The 13,590-nt window shown below is 64.0% G+C and carries 12 protein-coding genes; 3 read left to right on the top strand and 9 right to left on the bottom strand.

Annotated elements, in window-relative coordinates; genetic code table 11:
- Positions 1-117 precede the first annotated feature (117 nt).
- The 9 genes from BLV27_RS04850 to coxB all read right to left on the bottom strand — a co-directional run bounded on the left by BLV27_RS04850 (position 118) and on the right by coxB (position 7,521).
- The gene (locus BLV27_RS04850) at positions 118-705 is read right to left on the bottom strand and encodes a GNAT family N-acetyltransferase (protein ID WP_092643286.1); all 588 of its coding nucleotides are present in this window, start codon (positions 703-705) and stop codon (positions 118-120) included.
- Positions 702-1,961: a M16 family metallopeptidase gene (locus BLV27_RS04845; protein WP_092643283.1), complete on the bottom strand. Its 1,260-nt coding sequence runs from the start codon at positions 1,959-1,961 to the stop codon at positions 702-704. The genes BLV27_RS04850 and BLV27_RS04845 overlap by 4 nt, the downstream gene beginning before the upstream one ends.
- A gap of 13 nt (positions 1,962-1,974) precedes the next feature.
- Positions 1,975-3,354, bottom strand: coding sequence for a threonine synthase (gene thrC, locus BLV27_RS04840; RefSeq protein ID WP_092643280.1), 1,380 nt, complete (start codon positions 3,352-3,354; stop codon positions 1,975-1,977).
- Positions 3,355-3,368: 14 nt separating this feature from the next.
- On the bottom strand, positions 3,369-4,031 hold the full coding sequence (locus BLV27_RS04835) for an SURF1 family protein (RefSeq protein WP_092643277.1): 663 nt from the start codon (positions 4,029-4,031) through the stop codon (positions 3,369-3,371).
- A gap of 67 nt (positions 4,032-4,098) precedes the next feature.
- Entirely contained in the window at positions 4,099-4,902 is an 804-nt protein-coding gene (locus tag BLV27_RS04830) for a cytochrome c oxidase subunit 3 (RefSeq protein WP_092643273.1), read from the bottom strand.
- A gap of 11 nt (positions 4,903-4,913) precedes the next feature.
- On the bottom strand, positions 4,914-5,510 hold the full coding sequence (locus BLV27_RS04825; protein WP_092643270.1) for a cytochrome c oxidase assembly protein: 597 nt from the start codon (positions 5,508-5,510) through the stop codon (positions 4,914-4,916).
- Positions 5,507-5,704 (bottom strand): hypothetical protein, encoded by a 198-nt coding sequence (locus BLV27_RS04820; protein WP_244504542.1) that lies wholly within the window; start codon positions 5,702-5,704, stop codon positions 5,507-5,509. The genes BLV27_RS04825 and BLV27_RS04820 overlap by 4 nt, the downstream gene beginning before the upstream one ends.
- Positions 5,704-6,645 (bottom strand): heme o synthase, encoded by a 942-nt coding sequence (gene cyoE / locus BLV27_RS04815; RefSeq protein WP_092643267.1) that lies wholly within the window; start codon positions 6,643-6,645, stop codon positions 5,704-5,706. The genes BLV27_RS04820 and cyoE overlap by 1 nt, the downstream gene beginning before the upstream one ends.
- 6 nt (positions 6,646-6,651) lie before the next feature.
- Positions 6,652-7,521 (bottom strand): cytochrome c oxidase subunit II, encoded by an 870-nt coding sequence (gene coxB / locus BLV27_RS04810; protein WP_092643264.1) that lies wholly within the window; start codon positions 7,519-7,521, stop codon positions 6,652-6,654.
- A 474-nt stretch (positions 7,522-7,995) separates the two neighbouring features.
- On the opposite strand from coxB, the gene tldD reads away from it, so the two are divergent.
- The 3 genes from tldD (at position 7,996) to topA (ending at position 13,553) form a co-directional block, all read left to right on the top strand.
- Positions 7,996-9,417 (top strand): metalloprotease TldD, encoded by a 1,422-nt coding sequence (gene tldD, locus BLV27_RS04805; protein WP_092643261.1) that lies wholly within the window; start codon positions 7,996-7,998, stop codon positions 9,415-9,417.
- Between the two features lie 114 nt (positions 9,418-9,531).
- A complete protein-coding gene (gene dprA / locus BLV27_RS04800) occupies positions 9,532-10,695 on the top strand; it encodes a DNA-processing protein DprA (RefSeq protein WP_092643257.1) in 1,164 nt (387 codons plus the stop codon).
- A 200-nt stretch (positions 10,696-10,895) separates the two neighbouring features.
- Positions 10,896-13,553 (top strand): type I DNA topoisomerase, encoded by a 2,658-nt coding sequence (topA, locus tag BLV27_RS04795; protein ID WP_092643254.1) that lies wholly within the window; start codon positions 10,896-10,898, stop codon positions 13,551-13,553.
- Positions 13,554-13,590 lie beyond the last annotated feature (37 nt).

The following is a 13,590-nucleotide window of genomic DNA, read 5'->3' as shown; positions in this document are numbered from 1 at the left end:
AAGACGAAAAGGTACGTTCTCGACACGGGCATTCCCTCCTGCCCAGAGTGTTGCCCAATCAGACCTTTCGGGCCAGAGGTCATCCAGCCGCAGTTGAAAATGAATCCTTGGATGAGGTCAGCCCGCGTCGGAGCGGCCGCGCCGATCGGATCGCAACATCGCGTAGAGCACATGATTGCGCCACCGCCCCGCAATCTGAAGGTAGCTTTGCGCGACGCCTTCGTACTTGAACCCCGACCGCTCCAGCAAACCGCGCGAGGCGGTGTTGCCTTCAAGGCAGGCGGCCTCCAGACGGCTGAGGTCCAAGCGGACGAAAGCGTGGTGCGATACGGCAAGGATCGCCTCGCGCATGTAGCCTTGCCGCGCGTGATTTTGGCCGACCCAATACCCCAGCGTACCAGACTGAGCAGGCCCGCGGCGCACATTGTCGAGCGTGATCGCGCCCAGGATCGAATCGTCGGACTTCCGCGTCAGAAAAAGCGCCAGCGCGCTGCCCTGCCCGTGGCTGCGACTGGCCCAGTAGACACGGTTGGTAAAGCTTTTCCGGCTCAGATGGTCGGGGGCCCACTCCGGTTCCCAGGGTTGCAGAAACGCGGCGGAACTTTCGCGCAATGCGGCCCAGGCGCGGTAGTCGGAATGCTGCGGCAAGCGCAGGATCATGCGTTCGGTCTGGATGCGGGGTTTCCGCAGGGCCCCGAAGATCATGCGGCCAGCCTTGCGCGCAGGCTGTCGACGTCGGGGGCCGCGTCGACCGGCCCGTAAAGGGCCAGCGCCGGGGCCGTCTGCGTCAGGGCCTCAGCTTGGGCGCGCACGGCGGCCACGTCCACCGCGTCGATTTTCTCGATCGCCTCGGACAGGGGCGGCACGCGGTTCCAGACAGCGACGACCCGCGCCAGCCGTTCAGCCCGGCTGGAGGGCGACTCCAGTCCCATAAGCATGCCCGATTTCATCTGGGCGCGGGCGCGGGCGACCTCCACCTCGGTCATGTCTTCGGCGGCACGCTTCAATTCGTCGATCGTCAGGTGGGCCAGATCGCCCACATCCTCGGCCCCGGTTCCCGCATAGATGGTGAGCATTCCGCCGTCAGAATGCGCCCCCACGCTGGCAAAGATGGTATAGCAGAGGCCCCGCTTTTCGCGCGCTTCCTGGAACAGCCGGGACGACATGCCGCCGCCCATCGCACCCGCAAAGATCTGCGCGGCATAGATCCCGTCATCGCGGTAGCCCGGCTGCTCGAAACCGATCGCGACATGCGCCTGTTCAAGCACCTTGGCGTGGCGAATCTCCCCGCCCTTGAACAGCCCCGGATCAGGCATCAACAGCGGCTTGGGCTTCAGGTGACCGAAAAGATCTTCGGCCATCTTGCAAAGCGCATCGTGATCGACGGCCCCGGCGGCCGCCAGGATCATCTGCTCGGGGCCGTAATGCTGCGCCGTGAAATGCTCAAGGTCCGCCCGGTTGAAGGTCTGCACCCGTTCGGAAGGGCCAAGGATGGTGCGACCAATGGGTTGCTCGGGATAGGCCGCTTCCTGCAGCCAATCGAAGATGATGTCGTCGGGCGTATCCAGCGCCTGACCGATTTCTTGCAGGATGACGCCGCGCTCGATCTCGATCTCTCGCGGATCGAACACCGGATTCAGCACGATGTCCGCGATCAGATCCGTGGCCAATGCCACGTCTTCCTTGAGCACGCGGGCGTAATAGGCGGTCACCTCTCGCGAGGTGTAGGCATTGATATAGCCGCCCACGTCCTCGATCTGCTCGGCGATTTGCAGTGCCGACCGGCGCGCCGTGCCCTTGAACGCCATGTGCTCAAGGAAATGCGCGATGCCGTTCTGCTCGACAGCCTCGTGGCGCCCTCCGGCACCGACCCAGACGCCAACGCTGGCCGATTGCAGACCGGGCATGTACTCCGTCACGACGCGGAAACCGTTCGACAGGCGGTGCAAGCGGGTGCTCATTCAGATGAACCTTTCAGATTCGTGCATCGATGATGGCCTCGATGGCCGACAGGTCGTTCTCGACCCGCGTGATCCGCTCGTCCCGGTCAAACAGATCGGCCATTCGCGCAGGCAAGGGGGGGCGGATTCCGGTTGCGGCTTCGACCGCGTCGGGGAACTTGGCCGGGTGCGCCGTCGCCAGTGTCACCATCGGCGTATCGCCCAGATGCGCCTCAGCCACGTGGGTGCCCACGGCGGTGTGCGGGCACAGCAGTTCACCCGTGCGGTTCAGGAAGTCAGCGATCGCAGCAGAGGTTTCCGCTTCGGTCGCTCTTCCTGATAAATAGGTGTCCTGTAGCGTCTGCAAAGCCCCTTGGCTGACGGTAAATCCGCCGTCCTTCAACTCCGCCATCAATTGCGCGATGGCCCGCCCGTCACCGCCGTAGGCCAAATGCAACGCGCGTTCGAAGTTGCTGCTGACCTGAATATCCATCGACGGCGATATCGACGGCTCTACCGTGCCGGGGCGGTAGTCGCCCGTCGTCAGGCACCGGTGCAGGATGTCGTTCTGATTGGTGGCGACGACCAGTTGCCTGATCGGCAGGCCCATGCGCTTGGCGATATGGCCCGCGAAGATATCGCCGAAGTTGCCGGTGGGCACCGTGTAGGAGATTTCGCGGTGCGGTGCGCCAAGGGCCGTCGCGGAGGTGAAGTAATACACCACCTGCGCCAGCACGCGGGCGAAGTTGATCGAATTGACCCCGGCCAGACGCACCCGGTCGCGGAAATCGAAATCGTTGAACATGTCCTTCACGCGGGCCTGTGCGTCGTCGAAATGTCCGGTGATGGCGAGCGCATGCACGTTCGACTCGGACGGCGTGGTCATCTGGCGGCGCTGCACCTCCGACACGCGGCCATGCGGATAGAGGATGAACAGGTCTACGGCATCCAGTCCCCGGAACGCCTCCATCGCGGCCGACCCGGTATCGCCGGACGTGGCACCGACGATCGTCACCCGCTCGCCGCGCTTCATCAGCGAATGCTCGAACATCTGTCCGATCAGTTGCATCGCGAAGTCCTTGAACGCCAGCGTCGGCCCGTGGAACAGTTCCAGCAGATGATGGTTCGGGCCAAGCTGCACCAGGGGCGCGCGCGCGTCATGGCCGAATCCGGCATAGGCCTTGGCGACCAGATCTGCGAAAGTCGCCTCGTCGAAGGCGTCCTTTACAAAGGGGGCCATGACGCGCACCGCGACCTCCTCATAGGGCAGGCCTGCCAGCGCTGCGATGTCGCCCCGGCTCATCACCGGAAGTTCCTCGGGGACATACAACCCGCCATCCCGCGCGAGGCCGGTCAGCATGGTGTCTTCGAACCCCAGAACGGGGGCTTCGCCACGGGTCGAGATGTAACGCATCGGATCGTCCGCCTTCAAATGGTGCGGCGTCTGATACGCCACAGCAGGAAGAGTGTCATCCCCACCCAGACAGCGGCCAGCCCGAACCATTGAATCGCGTATCCGAGGTGGTTGTCGGGGATGCCGTCGATGCCCACAGGTACGTGCGTGATCGGCAGCGGCGGCTCAACCTGCGCGGCGACGACCATCACCGACTCGGTGCCCAGCGCCTGCGCCATGGGGCCGACGTCGCGTGCGTACCAGTTCGTGCCGTCCGGCTCGGGCGTGCCGGCATTTTGATCGTCGGGCCAGTTCAGGTTGCCGGTGATCCGCAGAGATGTTCGCGGCAGAACCAGCGTATCGGCTGCATCAACCGGCAGGACGCCCAGATCCACCATGACGCGCCGGCCATCGGTCAAGACAGGTGCGATGATACGGAACCCCGTTCCAGCCGCACGCCACGCGCCCAACACCCGCAACGGTTCCCCATCGACCGTGCCCGTCAACGTCACCGGCGTGAAGTTGTCGGTGCTCTCGACCGGCTTGTCGGGCAGCGGCACCGGCACTGCATCTATGCGCGAGGCGATCTCGGCAATCATGGCGTGTTTCCAATCCATCCGCTGCAATTGCCAGACGCCCAGCGCGCAAAGCACGGCAAAGCCGGTCAGTCCGAAAAGTGCGGGGATCACGAAACGCATTGAGACCTCTCAAATGGAGAACGGCGCGGAAAATCCGCGCCGCTCAAGCCGTCGTCGGATAGAAAGCTCAGCCGCCCCAGACGTAGACCGCAGCGAACAGGAACAGCCACACCACATCAACGAAGTGCCAATACCAGGCAGCGGCTTCGAAGCCGATGTGCTTGGTCGGCGTGAAGTGCCCGGCCTGCAAACGGAACAGGCACACCAGCAGGAAAATCGTCCCGATGAAGACATGCACGCCGTGGAAGCCCGTCGCCATGAAGAAGTTCGCGCCATAGATGTTGCCTGCGAAGCCAAAGGCCGCGTGGCTGTATTCGTAGAGCTGGAACGCGGTGAACAACGCGCCCAGGGCCACGGCAAGGATCAGGCCCCACTTCATGTCCTGACGGTTGTTCTCATGCACCAGTGCATGGTGCGCCCAGGTCGCCGCAGCCCCCGAACACAGCAGGATCAGCGTGTTGATCAGCGGCAGATGCCAAGGGTCGAACGTTTCGATCCCGACAGGCGGCCAGACGCCGTCGACGGCAGGCGAATCGGGACCCATCGGGTAGATCGCATGCTTGAAGAAGCTCCAGAACCAAGCCGAGAAGAACATCACTTCCGACATGATGAAGAAGATGAAGCCATAGCGCAGGCCGATGCGGACGACGGGGGTGTGGTCGCCGACTTTCGATTCCCTTACAACGTCCGACCACCAGGCAAACATGACGCCCAGAACGCCGACGAAACCCACCGCGAACATCCACGGGTTGGAGTGGTCCTTCATCCAGAAGACCGCACCGACCAGCATGATGAAGCCAGACACGGCCCCAAGGAACGGCCAGATCGACGGGGGAAGGATGTGATAGTCGTGGTTCTTGGCGTGGGCCATTTGGTCGCCTCTCAGTTGGTCTGCGTCGCCGCATCTGCATTGCTGTTAAGCGCGGCGTAGTCTTCGGGCAAGTCCGTCACGTGGAACGTGTAGGACAGTGTGATTTCGGGGATACCTGTCGCCTCGGGGTCGTCGACCATCGCGGGGTCGACGTAGAAGGTGACAGGCATCGAAACGGTTTCGCCGGGGGCCAGTATCTGCTCCTCGAAGCAGAAACAGGCGATCTTCACGAAATGGGGGCCAGCGGCATAGGGGGCCACGTTGAAGCTGGCCGTGCCGGCAACCGGTTCGTCCGTCGGATTCGTCGCCTCGTAGAACGCCAGGTTCGTCTCACCGATTCGCACACGCATCTTGGCCTGCACGGGCTTGAACTCCCACGGCATCCCGCGTTCCTTGCTGGCGTCGAAGCGCACCAGAACCGTCCGCTCAAGGATCTCCGACGATTCCGCCTCCGCACGCGCGGTGGTGCCGCCATAGCCGGTGACCTTGCAGAAGAGGTCATAAAGCGGAACTGCCGCCCAGCCGAGCGACCCCATGCCCAAAACCGTGCAGAGGGTCATCGCGACGACGCGACCGTTATCGGTAAGGTTTTTCCACCAGTTCTTCATTCTGTCACCTCGTTTAGCGACGCATCGGGCACCAGCGCGGGGCGCGCCACATGGTCAAACGCCTCCGAGAAACCGCCCGATGTCACCTTCACGACCGTCAGACCGAAGATCACCACGATGAACGCCAGGAGGACGGCCAGAAGACCGAAGTTGCGGCCGCGACGGCGAATGTGGAGTTCATGGTCCTGATGCATCACCAGCCTCCATAGGGGCCAAGCGCGGCATCCCCCACGAAGACCGCGAAATGCGCGAAAAGATAAATCAGCGACCATTTGAACAACTTGCGCTCGGCCAAGTGCTTGTCGGCCTCGCTGTCGGCGTCGGTTCGCCGCCACATTGCCCAGGCCCGCTGCAACCATACGACGTTTAGACCGGTCGCCACCACCAGCGTCAAAGGCCCGCCGATTGCCGTGAAGGCCGTCGCGAAGGAGACCGCAACCAGACCCAGCGACCAGAACCATGCCTGCCGGCGCGTCTCCTCACGGCCATGCGTCACGGTCAGCATAGGGATGCGGGCCTCGTGGTAGTCAAGTTTGACGAACAGGGCGAGCGCCCAGAAATGCGGCGGCGTCCACATGAAGATCAGGCCGACCATCAGCCAGGCCTCGATCGGAGTTGTCCCGGTCACCGCAGCATAGCCGATTAGCGGCGGGAAGGCCCCGGCAAGGCCGCCAATGACCGTATTCCAGGACGTCGTTCGCTTGAGCCACATCGAATAAATGACGGCGTAGAAGAAGATCGTGAAAAGCAGCCAGCCCGCCGCGACCCAGTTGGCCGTCAGGCCGAGCATGACCACCGACACCGCCGTGAGGAACAGACCCAGCGCCAGCGCATCGCCCGGCTGTACCCGACCCGACGGAATGGGGCGATTCCGGGTGCGCTTCATCACGCGGTCGATGTCCGCATCGAACCACATGTTCAATGCCGCCGATGCCCCGGCCCCCAGCGCAATCCAAAGGATCGACGTCGCTCCGATGAACGGGTGCACCCCGACCGGCGCGACCAGAAGACCGACCAGCGCGGTAAACACCGACAGCGACATCAGGCGCGGCTTCAATAGCTGCCAGTAGTCGCGCAGCCCGGCCTCCTCGGTCGGGCTCTCAGCGGTTGCGATATGAAGCGAGAGGTCGGTCAATTGACCTTACCAGGTCTCAATTTCGCCGGCCTTCACGGCCTCAAGCCACTCGGCGTATTTCTCTTCCGAGACGACCTTAACGGTAATCGGCATGTAAGCGTGGGCGATGCCGCAAAGCTCCGAGCACTGACCGAAGTAAATGCCCTCCTCCTCGGCCTTGAACCAAAGCTGGGCAAGGCGGCCGGGGATGCCGTCCTGCTTCACGCCGAAGGCCGGGATTGTCCAAGAGTGGATGACGTCGCCGCCGGTGACCTGCATCACAACCGTCTTGCCCACGGGCACGACAACGGCGGTATCGGTGGCCAGACGGAACTGGTCATCGGAATACCCTGCCTGCGTCAACTGCTCGGACACCTCGGCGGTCATCATGTTCCCGGCGTCGGCACCGATCATGTAGGACGAGAACTCGACACCCTCTTCCTCGGGATACTCATAGCCCCAGTACCACTGGTAGCCGGTGACCTTCACGACAACTTCACCTTCGGGGATGCGCTGCTGATCGAACAGCACCGGAAGGGAGAAGGCACCGATTCCCACGAGGATCAGAATCGGCACGATCGTCCAGGCCACTTCCAGCGGCGAATTGTGGGTGAAGGTCGCCGGCTCTTTGTTAGATTTGTTGTTGAACCGGACGACAACCCAAGCCAGCAGGCCCGTCACGAACAGCGCGATGATCGTGATGATGACCAGCAGGAAGCCATCCAGCCAGTGAATCTCCTCTGCCAGGGAGGTCACGGCTGGCTGAAACCCGATGCCCCCGGCCTGAGGCTGACCGATGATCGGCAGGTCACCCAGCATCGACTGGGCACTTGCGGCGAACGGAGCGAGCGCTGTGGCGGCGAACAGGCCGGTGGCCTTGAGCGAGGGCATCTGCATGATGTCTATCCTGTGTAGCGGGGCGCCGCAGGTCGCAGCAGCGCATGTCGTTTGGAACGCCTAAGACCATATCTCGACCCGAGTCCGCAAGACCTCAGCGCCATATGTCGCACGGGTCGCAGGGGGGCGAAGCGCTTTCGCGGAAACCTTTTCTACCGTTCCGAACGGAAGGATCGCCATCCGTGCTGTAACCGAACATGAGTAGACCCGGATCTTCCACGAAAGCCTGAGCCCTCAATGTTACAAGGCGGCGGCGTTCGCTCTTTCGGATCGACATCATGACGACGGGCCGCCTCAGGTTTCGGCTCTGGGAGGGGCATCGTGCTCGCAACGACGGCCACCTGCACCTTCGTTCGCGCAAGCCCCGCCCCTGGTCGTTTCCATGCCGTCCATCCTTGATTTCCACGACCGGCCTCTGGGGTCCGGACAGAAAGCGCCCTATATCCAAGCGGACCGATGCCCGAGGACGCCACAATGACCGACACTCCCTTCCGCCCCTTCGAGACGCTTCTGGACCGCGACGCGGCCCTGACCCTGCTGCGCAAAACCCTGTCCGGGGCCGATGACGGAGAACTGTTTCTGGAGCGTCGCCGCTCCGAAATGGTGGTCTTCGACGATGGTCGGATCAAGACGGCCAGCTATGACGCATCCGAAGGGTTCGGGCTGCGCGCCGTGCGCGGCGAGACGGCGGGCTATGCCCATTCCACCGAAATTTCCGAGCAATCCCTGAAACGCGCCGCCGAAACCGCGCGCCTGGCCGTTGGCGGCGGGGGCGGCACGCTGGCCGAGGCACCGCAGGGGACGAACCGCAAACTCTATACCGACGATAACCCGATCACCGGCGTCGCCTTTGACGTCAAGTTGGACACCCTACGCGAGATCGACGCCTACGCCCGCGCACTCGACCCCCGGGTGGTGCAGGTCAGCGCCTCGATGTCCGCCTCCCTGCAAGAGGTCGAAATTCTGCGCCCCGAAGGTGCCTCGGTCTCGGACGCGCGCCCGATGGTCCGCCTGAATGTGTCGATCATCGTCGAACAGAACGGCCGACGCGAATCCGGAACCGCGGGCGGCGGGGGGCGTCTGGGCCTGACCGGGCTGATGGACCGCAACCACTGGGAGGGGTTGGCGCGCGAGGCATTGCGTATCGCCGTCGTGAACCTGTCAGCCGTATCGGCCCCTGCGGGCGTGATGGACGTGGCCCTGGGGGCAGGTTGGCCTGGCATCCTTTTGCACGAAGCGATCGGGCACGGTTTGGAAGGCGACTTCAACCGCAAGGACCAGTCCGCCTTCGCCGGCCTGATGGGTCAACGGATCGCCGCCCCCGGCGTCACAGTGCTGGACGATGGCACCATCCCCGACCGCCGCGGGTCGATCACCGTCGACGACGAGGGCACGCCATCGGCGAAAAACACCCTGATCGAGGACGGCATCCTTGTCGGTTACATGCAAGACCGTCAGAACGCGCGCTTGATGGGCGTCGCAGCCACCGGCAACGGGCGGCGCGAAAGCTATGCCCACACGCCCATGCCGCGCATGACCAACACTTACATGCTGGGCGGCGACGTGGCTCCCGGCGACATCGTGTCTGACGTGAAGGACGGCGTCTATGCCGTCGGCTTCGGCGGGGGTCAGGTTGATATCACCAACGGTAAGTTCGTTTTTTCCTGCACCGAAGCTTATCGCGTGAAGAACGGCGTCGTCGGCGACCCGGTCAAGGGCGCGACCCTGATCGGCGACGGGGCAACCGCACTGACGAACATCCGCGCCATCGGCGACGACATGGCGCTGGATCCGGGCATGGGAAACTGCGGCAAGGCGGGCCAGTGGGTGCCCGTGGGTGTCGGCCAGCCGACCCTGCTGATCGGCGGGCTGACCGTGGGCGGCTCGGCGGCATGACCGCGCGTGCTGCTGCGCAGGGCCTGCCTGAAAGACATTGAACCGTCAGAATGCGTCGACAGCATTAACCATTCCTAAATCTGAACGCGCCACCATCCGGGCATGAATTACGCGATGCCCGATGACTTGCTCCGTCTGCCCGATGACTTGGCCGAAGCCCCCTTGCCTGCCTTCGAAGGCCCCCCTTCGCAGGAGGAACTCTTCGCGCGCCTGCGCTTGTCGCGGTCGCGGCGCATCGGCCCCGCAACTTTTCGTAGGCTGATCGCAGAACATGGTGATGCGCAAACAGCCCTGGCAGTGCTGCCCGAAATCGCCCGTGCCGCAGGGGACGCGGACTACGCGGTGGCCGACGAAACCCTTGTCCGGCGTGAAATCCGCGCCGCCCGCAAACACGGTGCGCGCCTGCTGACTTTGGGTGCTCCGGGATATCCCGCGCGTCTGTCAGAGGTCGGATCGGCCCCCTCGGTGCTCTGGGCGCAGGGCGACCCGTCGATCCTGACGGCCCCGACCGTAGCCATCGTTGGGACGCGCAACGCCTCCTCGCTTGCGCTGCGCATGGCCCGCGCCTTGGGCCGTGATCTGGCCGAGGCCGGGGTGACAGTCGTTTCAGGACTGGCGCGCGGCGTCGACTCCGTGGCGCATGACGCCGCCCTCGTCGGGCATACGGTCGCAGTCCATGCGGGTGGATTGGACCGCGTTTACCCCGCGGAAAATGCCGAACTGGCCGCGAAAATCGCCGAAGGGGGCTGCAACCTGTCCGAACGGCCATTCGGCCTCGCCCCGCAGGCACGCGACTTTCCCCGGCGCAATCGCATCGTCGCAGGTGTGGCGCAGGCCGTCGTGGTGGTGGAGGCCGCGGCGAAGTCCGGCTCCATGATCACGGCGCGCGATGGGTTGGACCTGGGACGCGAGGTTATGGCGGTGCCTGGGCATCCGTTCGACGGGCGTGCATCCGGGTGCAACCTGCTGCTGCGCGACGGAGCGACGCTGGTGCGCGGGGCCGCGGACGTTCTGGAGTATCTCGACGATCTCGCCCCGGGCCCCACGCAGACCGCACCGCCACCCCTGGGAGGCCCTGCGCCGATCCCCGCGCAAGGCGCGCTGCAGGAACGCATCCTATCGCTCCTGTCCCCGGTGCCCGTCGCGGAGGATCAACTGCTCCGCGATCTGTCCCCGGATGGAGATGTCGCCGCCCATCACCTATCGGCGCACCTGTCGGAGTTGGAGATTTCCGGTCAAGTCGGGCGGCGGCCCGGAGGTGGCCTCGTCCGCCTCTGACCGGCGTCCTGACTTCGCAAATATGCCGGGAAACGCGCCATTTTATCGACGGAGGGATGCCCTCGCTCGTTCAGAGCCGGGTCCGGCCGACCACCATTGACAATACCCGGGCAGGCCCCACATGGTCCGCGGCCCAAGGGGATCGGGCAAATCTCGCACCCTCCCGCACCCCAGATCGAACAGTTCCGAGGTCACCACCCATGCCCGTCGTCGTCGTCGAATCACCGGCCAAAGCCAAGACCATTAACGGCTATCTGGGCAAGGACTACACCGTCCTGGCCAGCTATGGCCACGTCCGCGACCTGGTTGGCAAGGACGGCTCAGTCGATACCGAAGGCGGCTGGGACATGACCTGGGAAGTGCCCGCCGACAGCAAGAAGCGCATCAAGGACATCGCAGACGCGCTGGCCGATGACCCGAACCTGATCCTCGCAACCGACCCGGACCGGGAAGGCGAAGCGATCAGTTGGCACCTTCAGGAGGCATTGCTCAACCGCCGGGGGATCAAGAAGGACATGCCGGTCAGCCGCGTCGCCTTCAATGCGATCACCAAAAAAGCCGTGCAGGATGCCATCGCCAACCCGCGCGAGATCGACACGCCGCTGGTTCACGCCTACCTGGCACGGCGCGCGCTGGACTACCTGGTAGGCTTCAACCTGTCGCCGGTTCTGTGGCGCAAGCTTCCGGGGTCGAAATCGGCAGGCCGCGTCCAGTCGGTCTGCCTGCGACTGGTCGTGGACCGAGAGATGGAAATCGAGGCGTTTGATGCGCGCGAATACTGGTCGGTGCGCGCCACGCTGGAAACGCCCCGCGGCCAGTCCTTCGAGGCCCGCCTCGTTACCCTGGCCGGCAAGAAGCTGGATCGGTTCGACCTTTCGGACGAGACGCAGGCCGAACTGGCCGTCCAGGCCGTCGAAAGCCGCGACCTGACCGTCGCGGCCGTCGAAGCCAAGCCCGCCACGCGCAACCCTAGCCCACCCTTCATGACCTCGACCCTGCAACAGGAAGCCAGCCGCAAGTTCGGCATGGGGGCCAAGGCCTGCATGTCGACGGCACAGCGTCTGTATGAAGCCGGGCTCATCACCTATATGCGGACCGACGGCATCGACATGGCCCCCGAGGCTGTCGCCGACGCCCGCGCGGCCATCGAAGACCGCTACGGCAAGCAATACACTCCGTCCGAGGCCCGCGTTTACAAGAACAAGGCCAAAAATGCGCAGGAAGCGCACGAGTGCATCCGCCCCACCGACATGACCAAGGCCGCCGACGAACTGCGACTGGAGAAGGACCAGAAACAGCTTTACGACCTGATCTGGAAACGCACCCTCGCCAGCCAGATGGCCGCCGCCAAGATGGAGCGCACGACCGTCACCATCCGCGACAGTGCGGAGCAGGTGGAGTTGCGCGCAACCGGTCAGGTCGTTGTCTTTGACGGCTTCATGAAAGTCTACACCGAAGGCCGCGACGACGACGCGGCCACCGGCGACGACGACAAGCGTCTGCCCGCGATCCACGAGGGTGACGCCGCCAAGAAGGTCGCCGCTTACGAGGGCGAGACTTCGGACAACAAGATGATCAAGGCCCCGTCAAACGCCGTTCTGGGCCAGCAGCATTTCACCCAGCCGCCGCCCCGCTATACCGAGGCGACGCTGGTCAAGAAGATGGAGGAACTGGGCATCGGGCGGCCTTCAACCTATGCGTCGATCCTGTCCACGATCGTGGACCGCGGATACGTCCGCAAGGAAGGCAACCGCCTGTTCCCCGAAGATCAAGGCCGTCTTGTGACGGTGTTCCTGTCCAATTACTTCCGCCGGTACGTCAGCTACGACTTCACCGCCGCGCTGGAGGAGGAACTGGATCAGGTCTCTGCCGGCGACCGGGACTACAAGGACGTGCTTGACCGGTTCTGGCGCGATTTCTCTGCCGCCATCGGCGAGACGTCGGAGCTGCGCATCACTGAGGTTCTCGACAAGATCAACGAGGTCCTGTCGCCCCACATCTTCCCAGACCAAGGCGACGGAAAGGACCCGCGCCTGTGCCCGAAATGCGAAGCGGGTCGCCTGTCGATGCGCACGGCGCGATCGGGCGGTGCCTTCATTGGTTGTTCGAACTATCCCGAGTGCCGCTACACTCGCCCCTTCGGCCCACCCGGCATGGAAGGCGAGCAGCAGGGCGACGAACGCATGCTGGGCGTGGAGCCGGAGTCAGGTCAGGAAGTCTGGCTCAAGACAGGTCGCTTTGGCCCCTATGTCCAACTGGGCGAGGTGACCGAGGAGAACAAGAAGCCCAAGCGCTCCAGCCTGCCCAAGAGCTGGTCACCGGACATCGTTGATTTCGACCGCGCGATGCAGCTTTTGTCCTTGCCCCGACTGGTCGGCACGCACCCCGAGGACGGGGAGCCGATCGAGACAAACCTGGGCCGCTACGGACCGTATGTGAAGTGGAACAAGGTCTACGCCAACCTGCCCGAGGAGGAAGAGATCTTCACCGTCGGCATCAATCGCGCGGTGGACCTGCTGGCCGAAAAGCTGGCCAAGCGCGGCGGACGCGGGCAAGCGGTGCCACCCTTGCGCGAATTGGGCGAACACCCCGAGAGCGGTGGGCCGATCAGCGTGATGGAAGGCCGGTACGGGCCATACATCAAGTGGGAAAAGGTCAACGCGACCTTGCCCAAGGACGTTGCGCCCGAAGACGTAACCATGGCGCAAGCGATCGAATTGATCGCCGCCAAGGCCGCCAAATCGCCCAAGAAAAAGACCGCCGCCAAAAAGCCTGCGGCGAAGAAGACAGCGGCAAAAAAGCCTGCGGCGAAGAAACCCGCCGCGAAAACGACCGCTGCGGCGAAATCTGACGAGTGATCCGCCCCCCGGTCGGCGCTTGGGTGGCGTAACCGGG

This window comes from Jannaschia faecimaris (genome assembly GCF_900107415.1).
Lineage (GTDB): Bacteria > Pseudomonadota > Alphaproteobacteria > Rhodobacterales > Rhodobacteraceae > Jannaschia > Jannaschia faecimaris.
The sequence above is the reverse complement of the archived record's forward strand: the minus strand, read 5'-3'. Positions and strand labels throughout refer to the sequence as shown.

Excerpts from the sequence above, each read along its gene's own strand:
- tldD (WP_092643261.1), top strand. The coding sequence starts at position 7,996 with ATGACCGACACTCCCTTCCGCCCCTTCGAGACGCTTCTGGACCGCGAC.
- BLV27_RS04825 (WP_092643270.1), bottom strand. The coding sequence starts at position 5,510 with ATGAAGAACTGGTGGAAAAACCTTACCGATAACGGTCGCGTCGTCGCG.
- thrC (WP_092643280.1), bottom strand. The coding sequence starts at position 3,354 with ATGCGTTACATCTCGACCCGTGGCGAAGCCCCCGTTCTGGGGTTCGAA.
- BLV27_RS04830 (WP_092643273.1), bottom strand. The coding sequence starts at position 4,902 with ATGGCCCACGCCAAGAACCACGACTATCACATCCTTCCCCCGTCGATC.
- coxB (WP_092643264.1), bottom strand. The coding sequence starts at position 7,521 with ATGCAGATGCCCTCGCTCAAGGCCACCGGCCTGTTCGCCGCCACAGCG.
- BLV27_RS04820 (WP_244504542.1), bottom strand. The coding sequence starts at position 5,704 with ATGCATCAGGACCATGAACTCCACATTCGCCGTCGCGGCCGCAACTTC.
- dprA (WP_092643257.1), top strand. The coding sequence starts at position 9,532 with ATGCCCGATGACTTGCTCCGTCTGCCCGATGACTTGGCCGAAGCCCCC.
- BLV27_RS04850 (WP_092643286.1), bottom strand. The coding sequence starts at position 705 with ATGATCTTCGGGGCCCTGCGGAAACCCCGCATCCAGACCGAACGCATG.
- BLV27_RS04835 (WP_092643277.1), bottom strand. The coding sequence starts at position 4,031 with ATGCGTTTCGTGATCCCCGCACTTTTCGGACTGACCGGCTTTGCCGTG.
- BLV27_RS04845 (WP_092643283.1), bottom strand. The coding sequence starts at position 1,961 with ATGAGCACCCGCTTGCACCGCCTGTCGAACGGTTTCCGCGTCGTGACG.
- topA (WP_092643254.1), top strand. The coding sequence starts at position 10,896 with ATGCCCGTCGTCGTCGTCGAATCACCGGCCAAAGCCAAGACCATTAAC.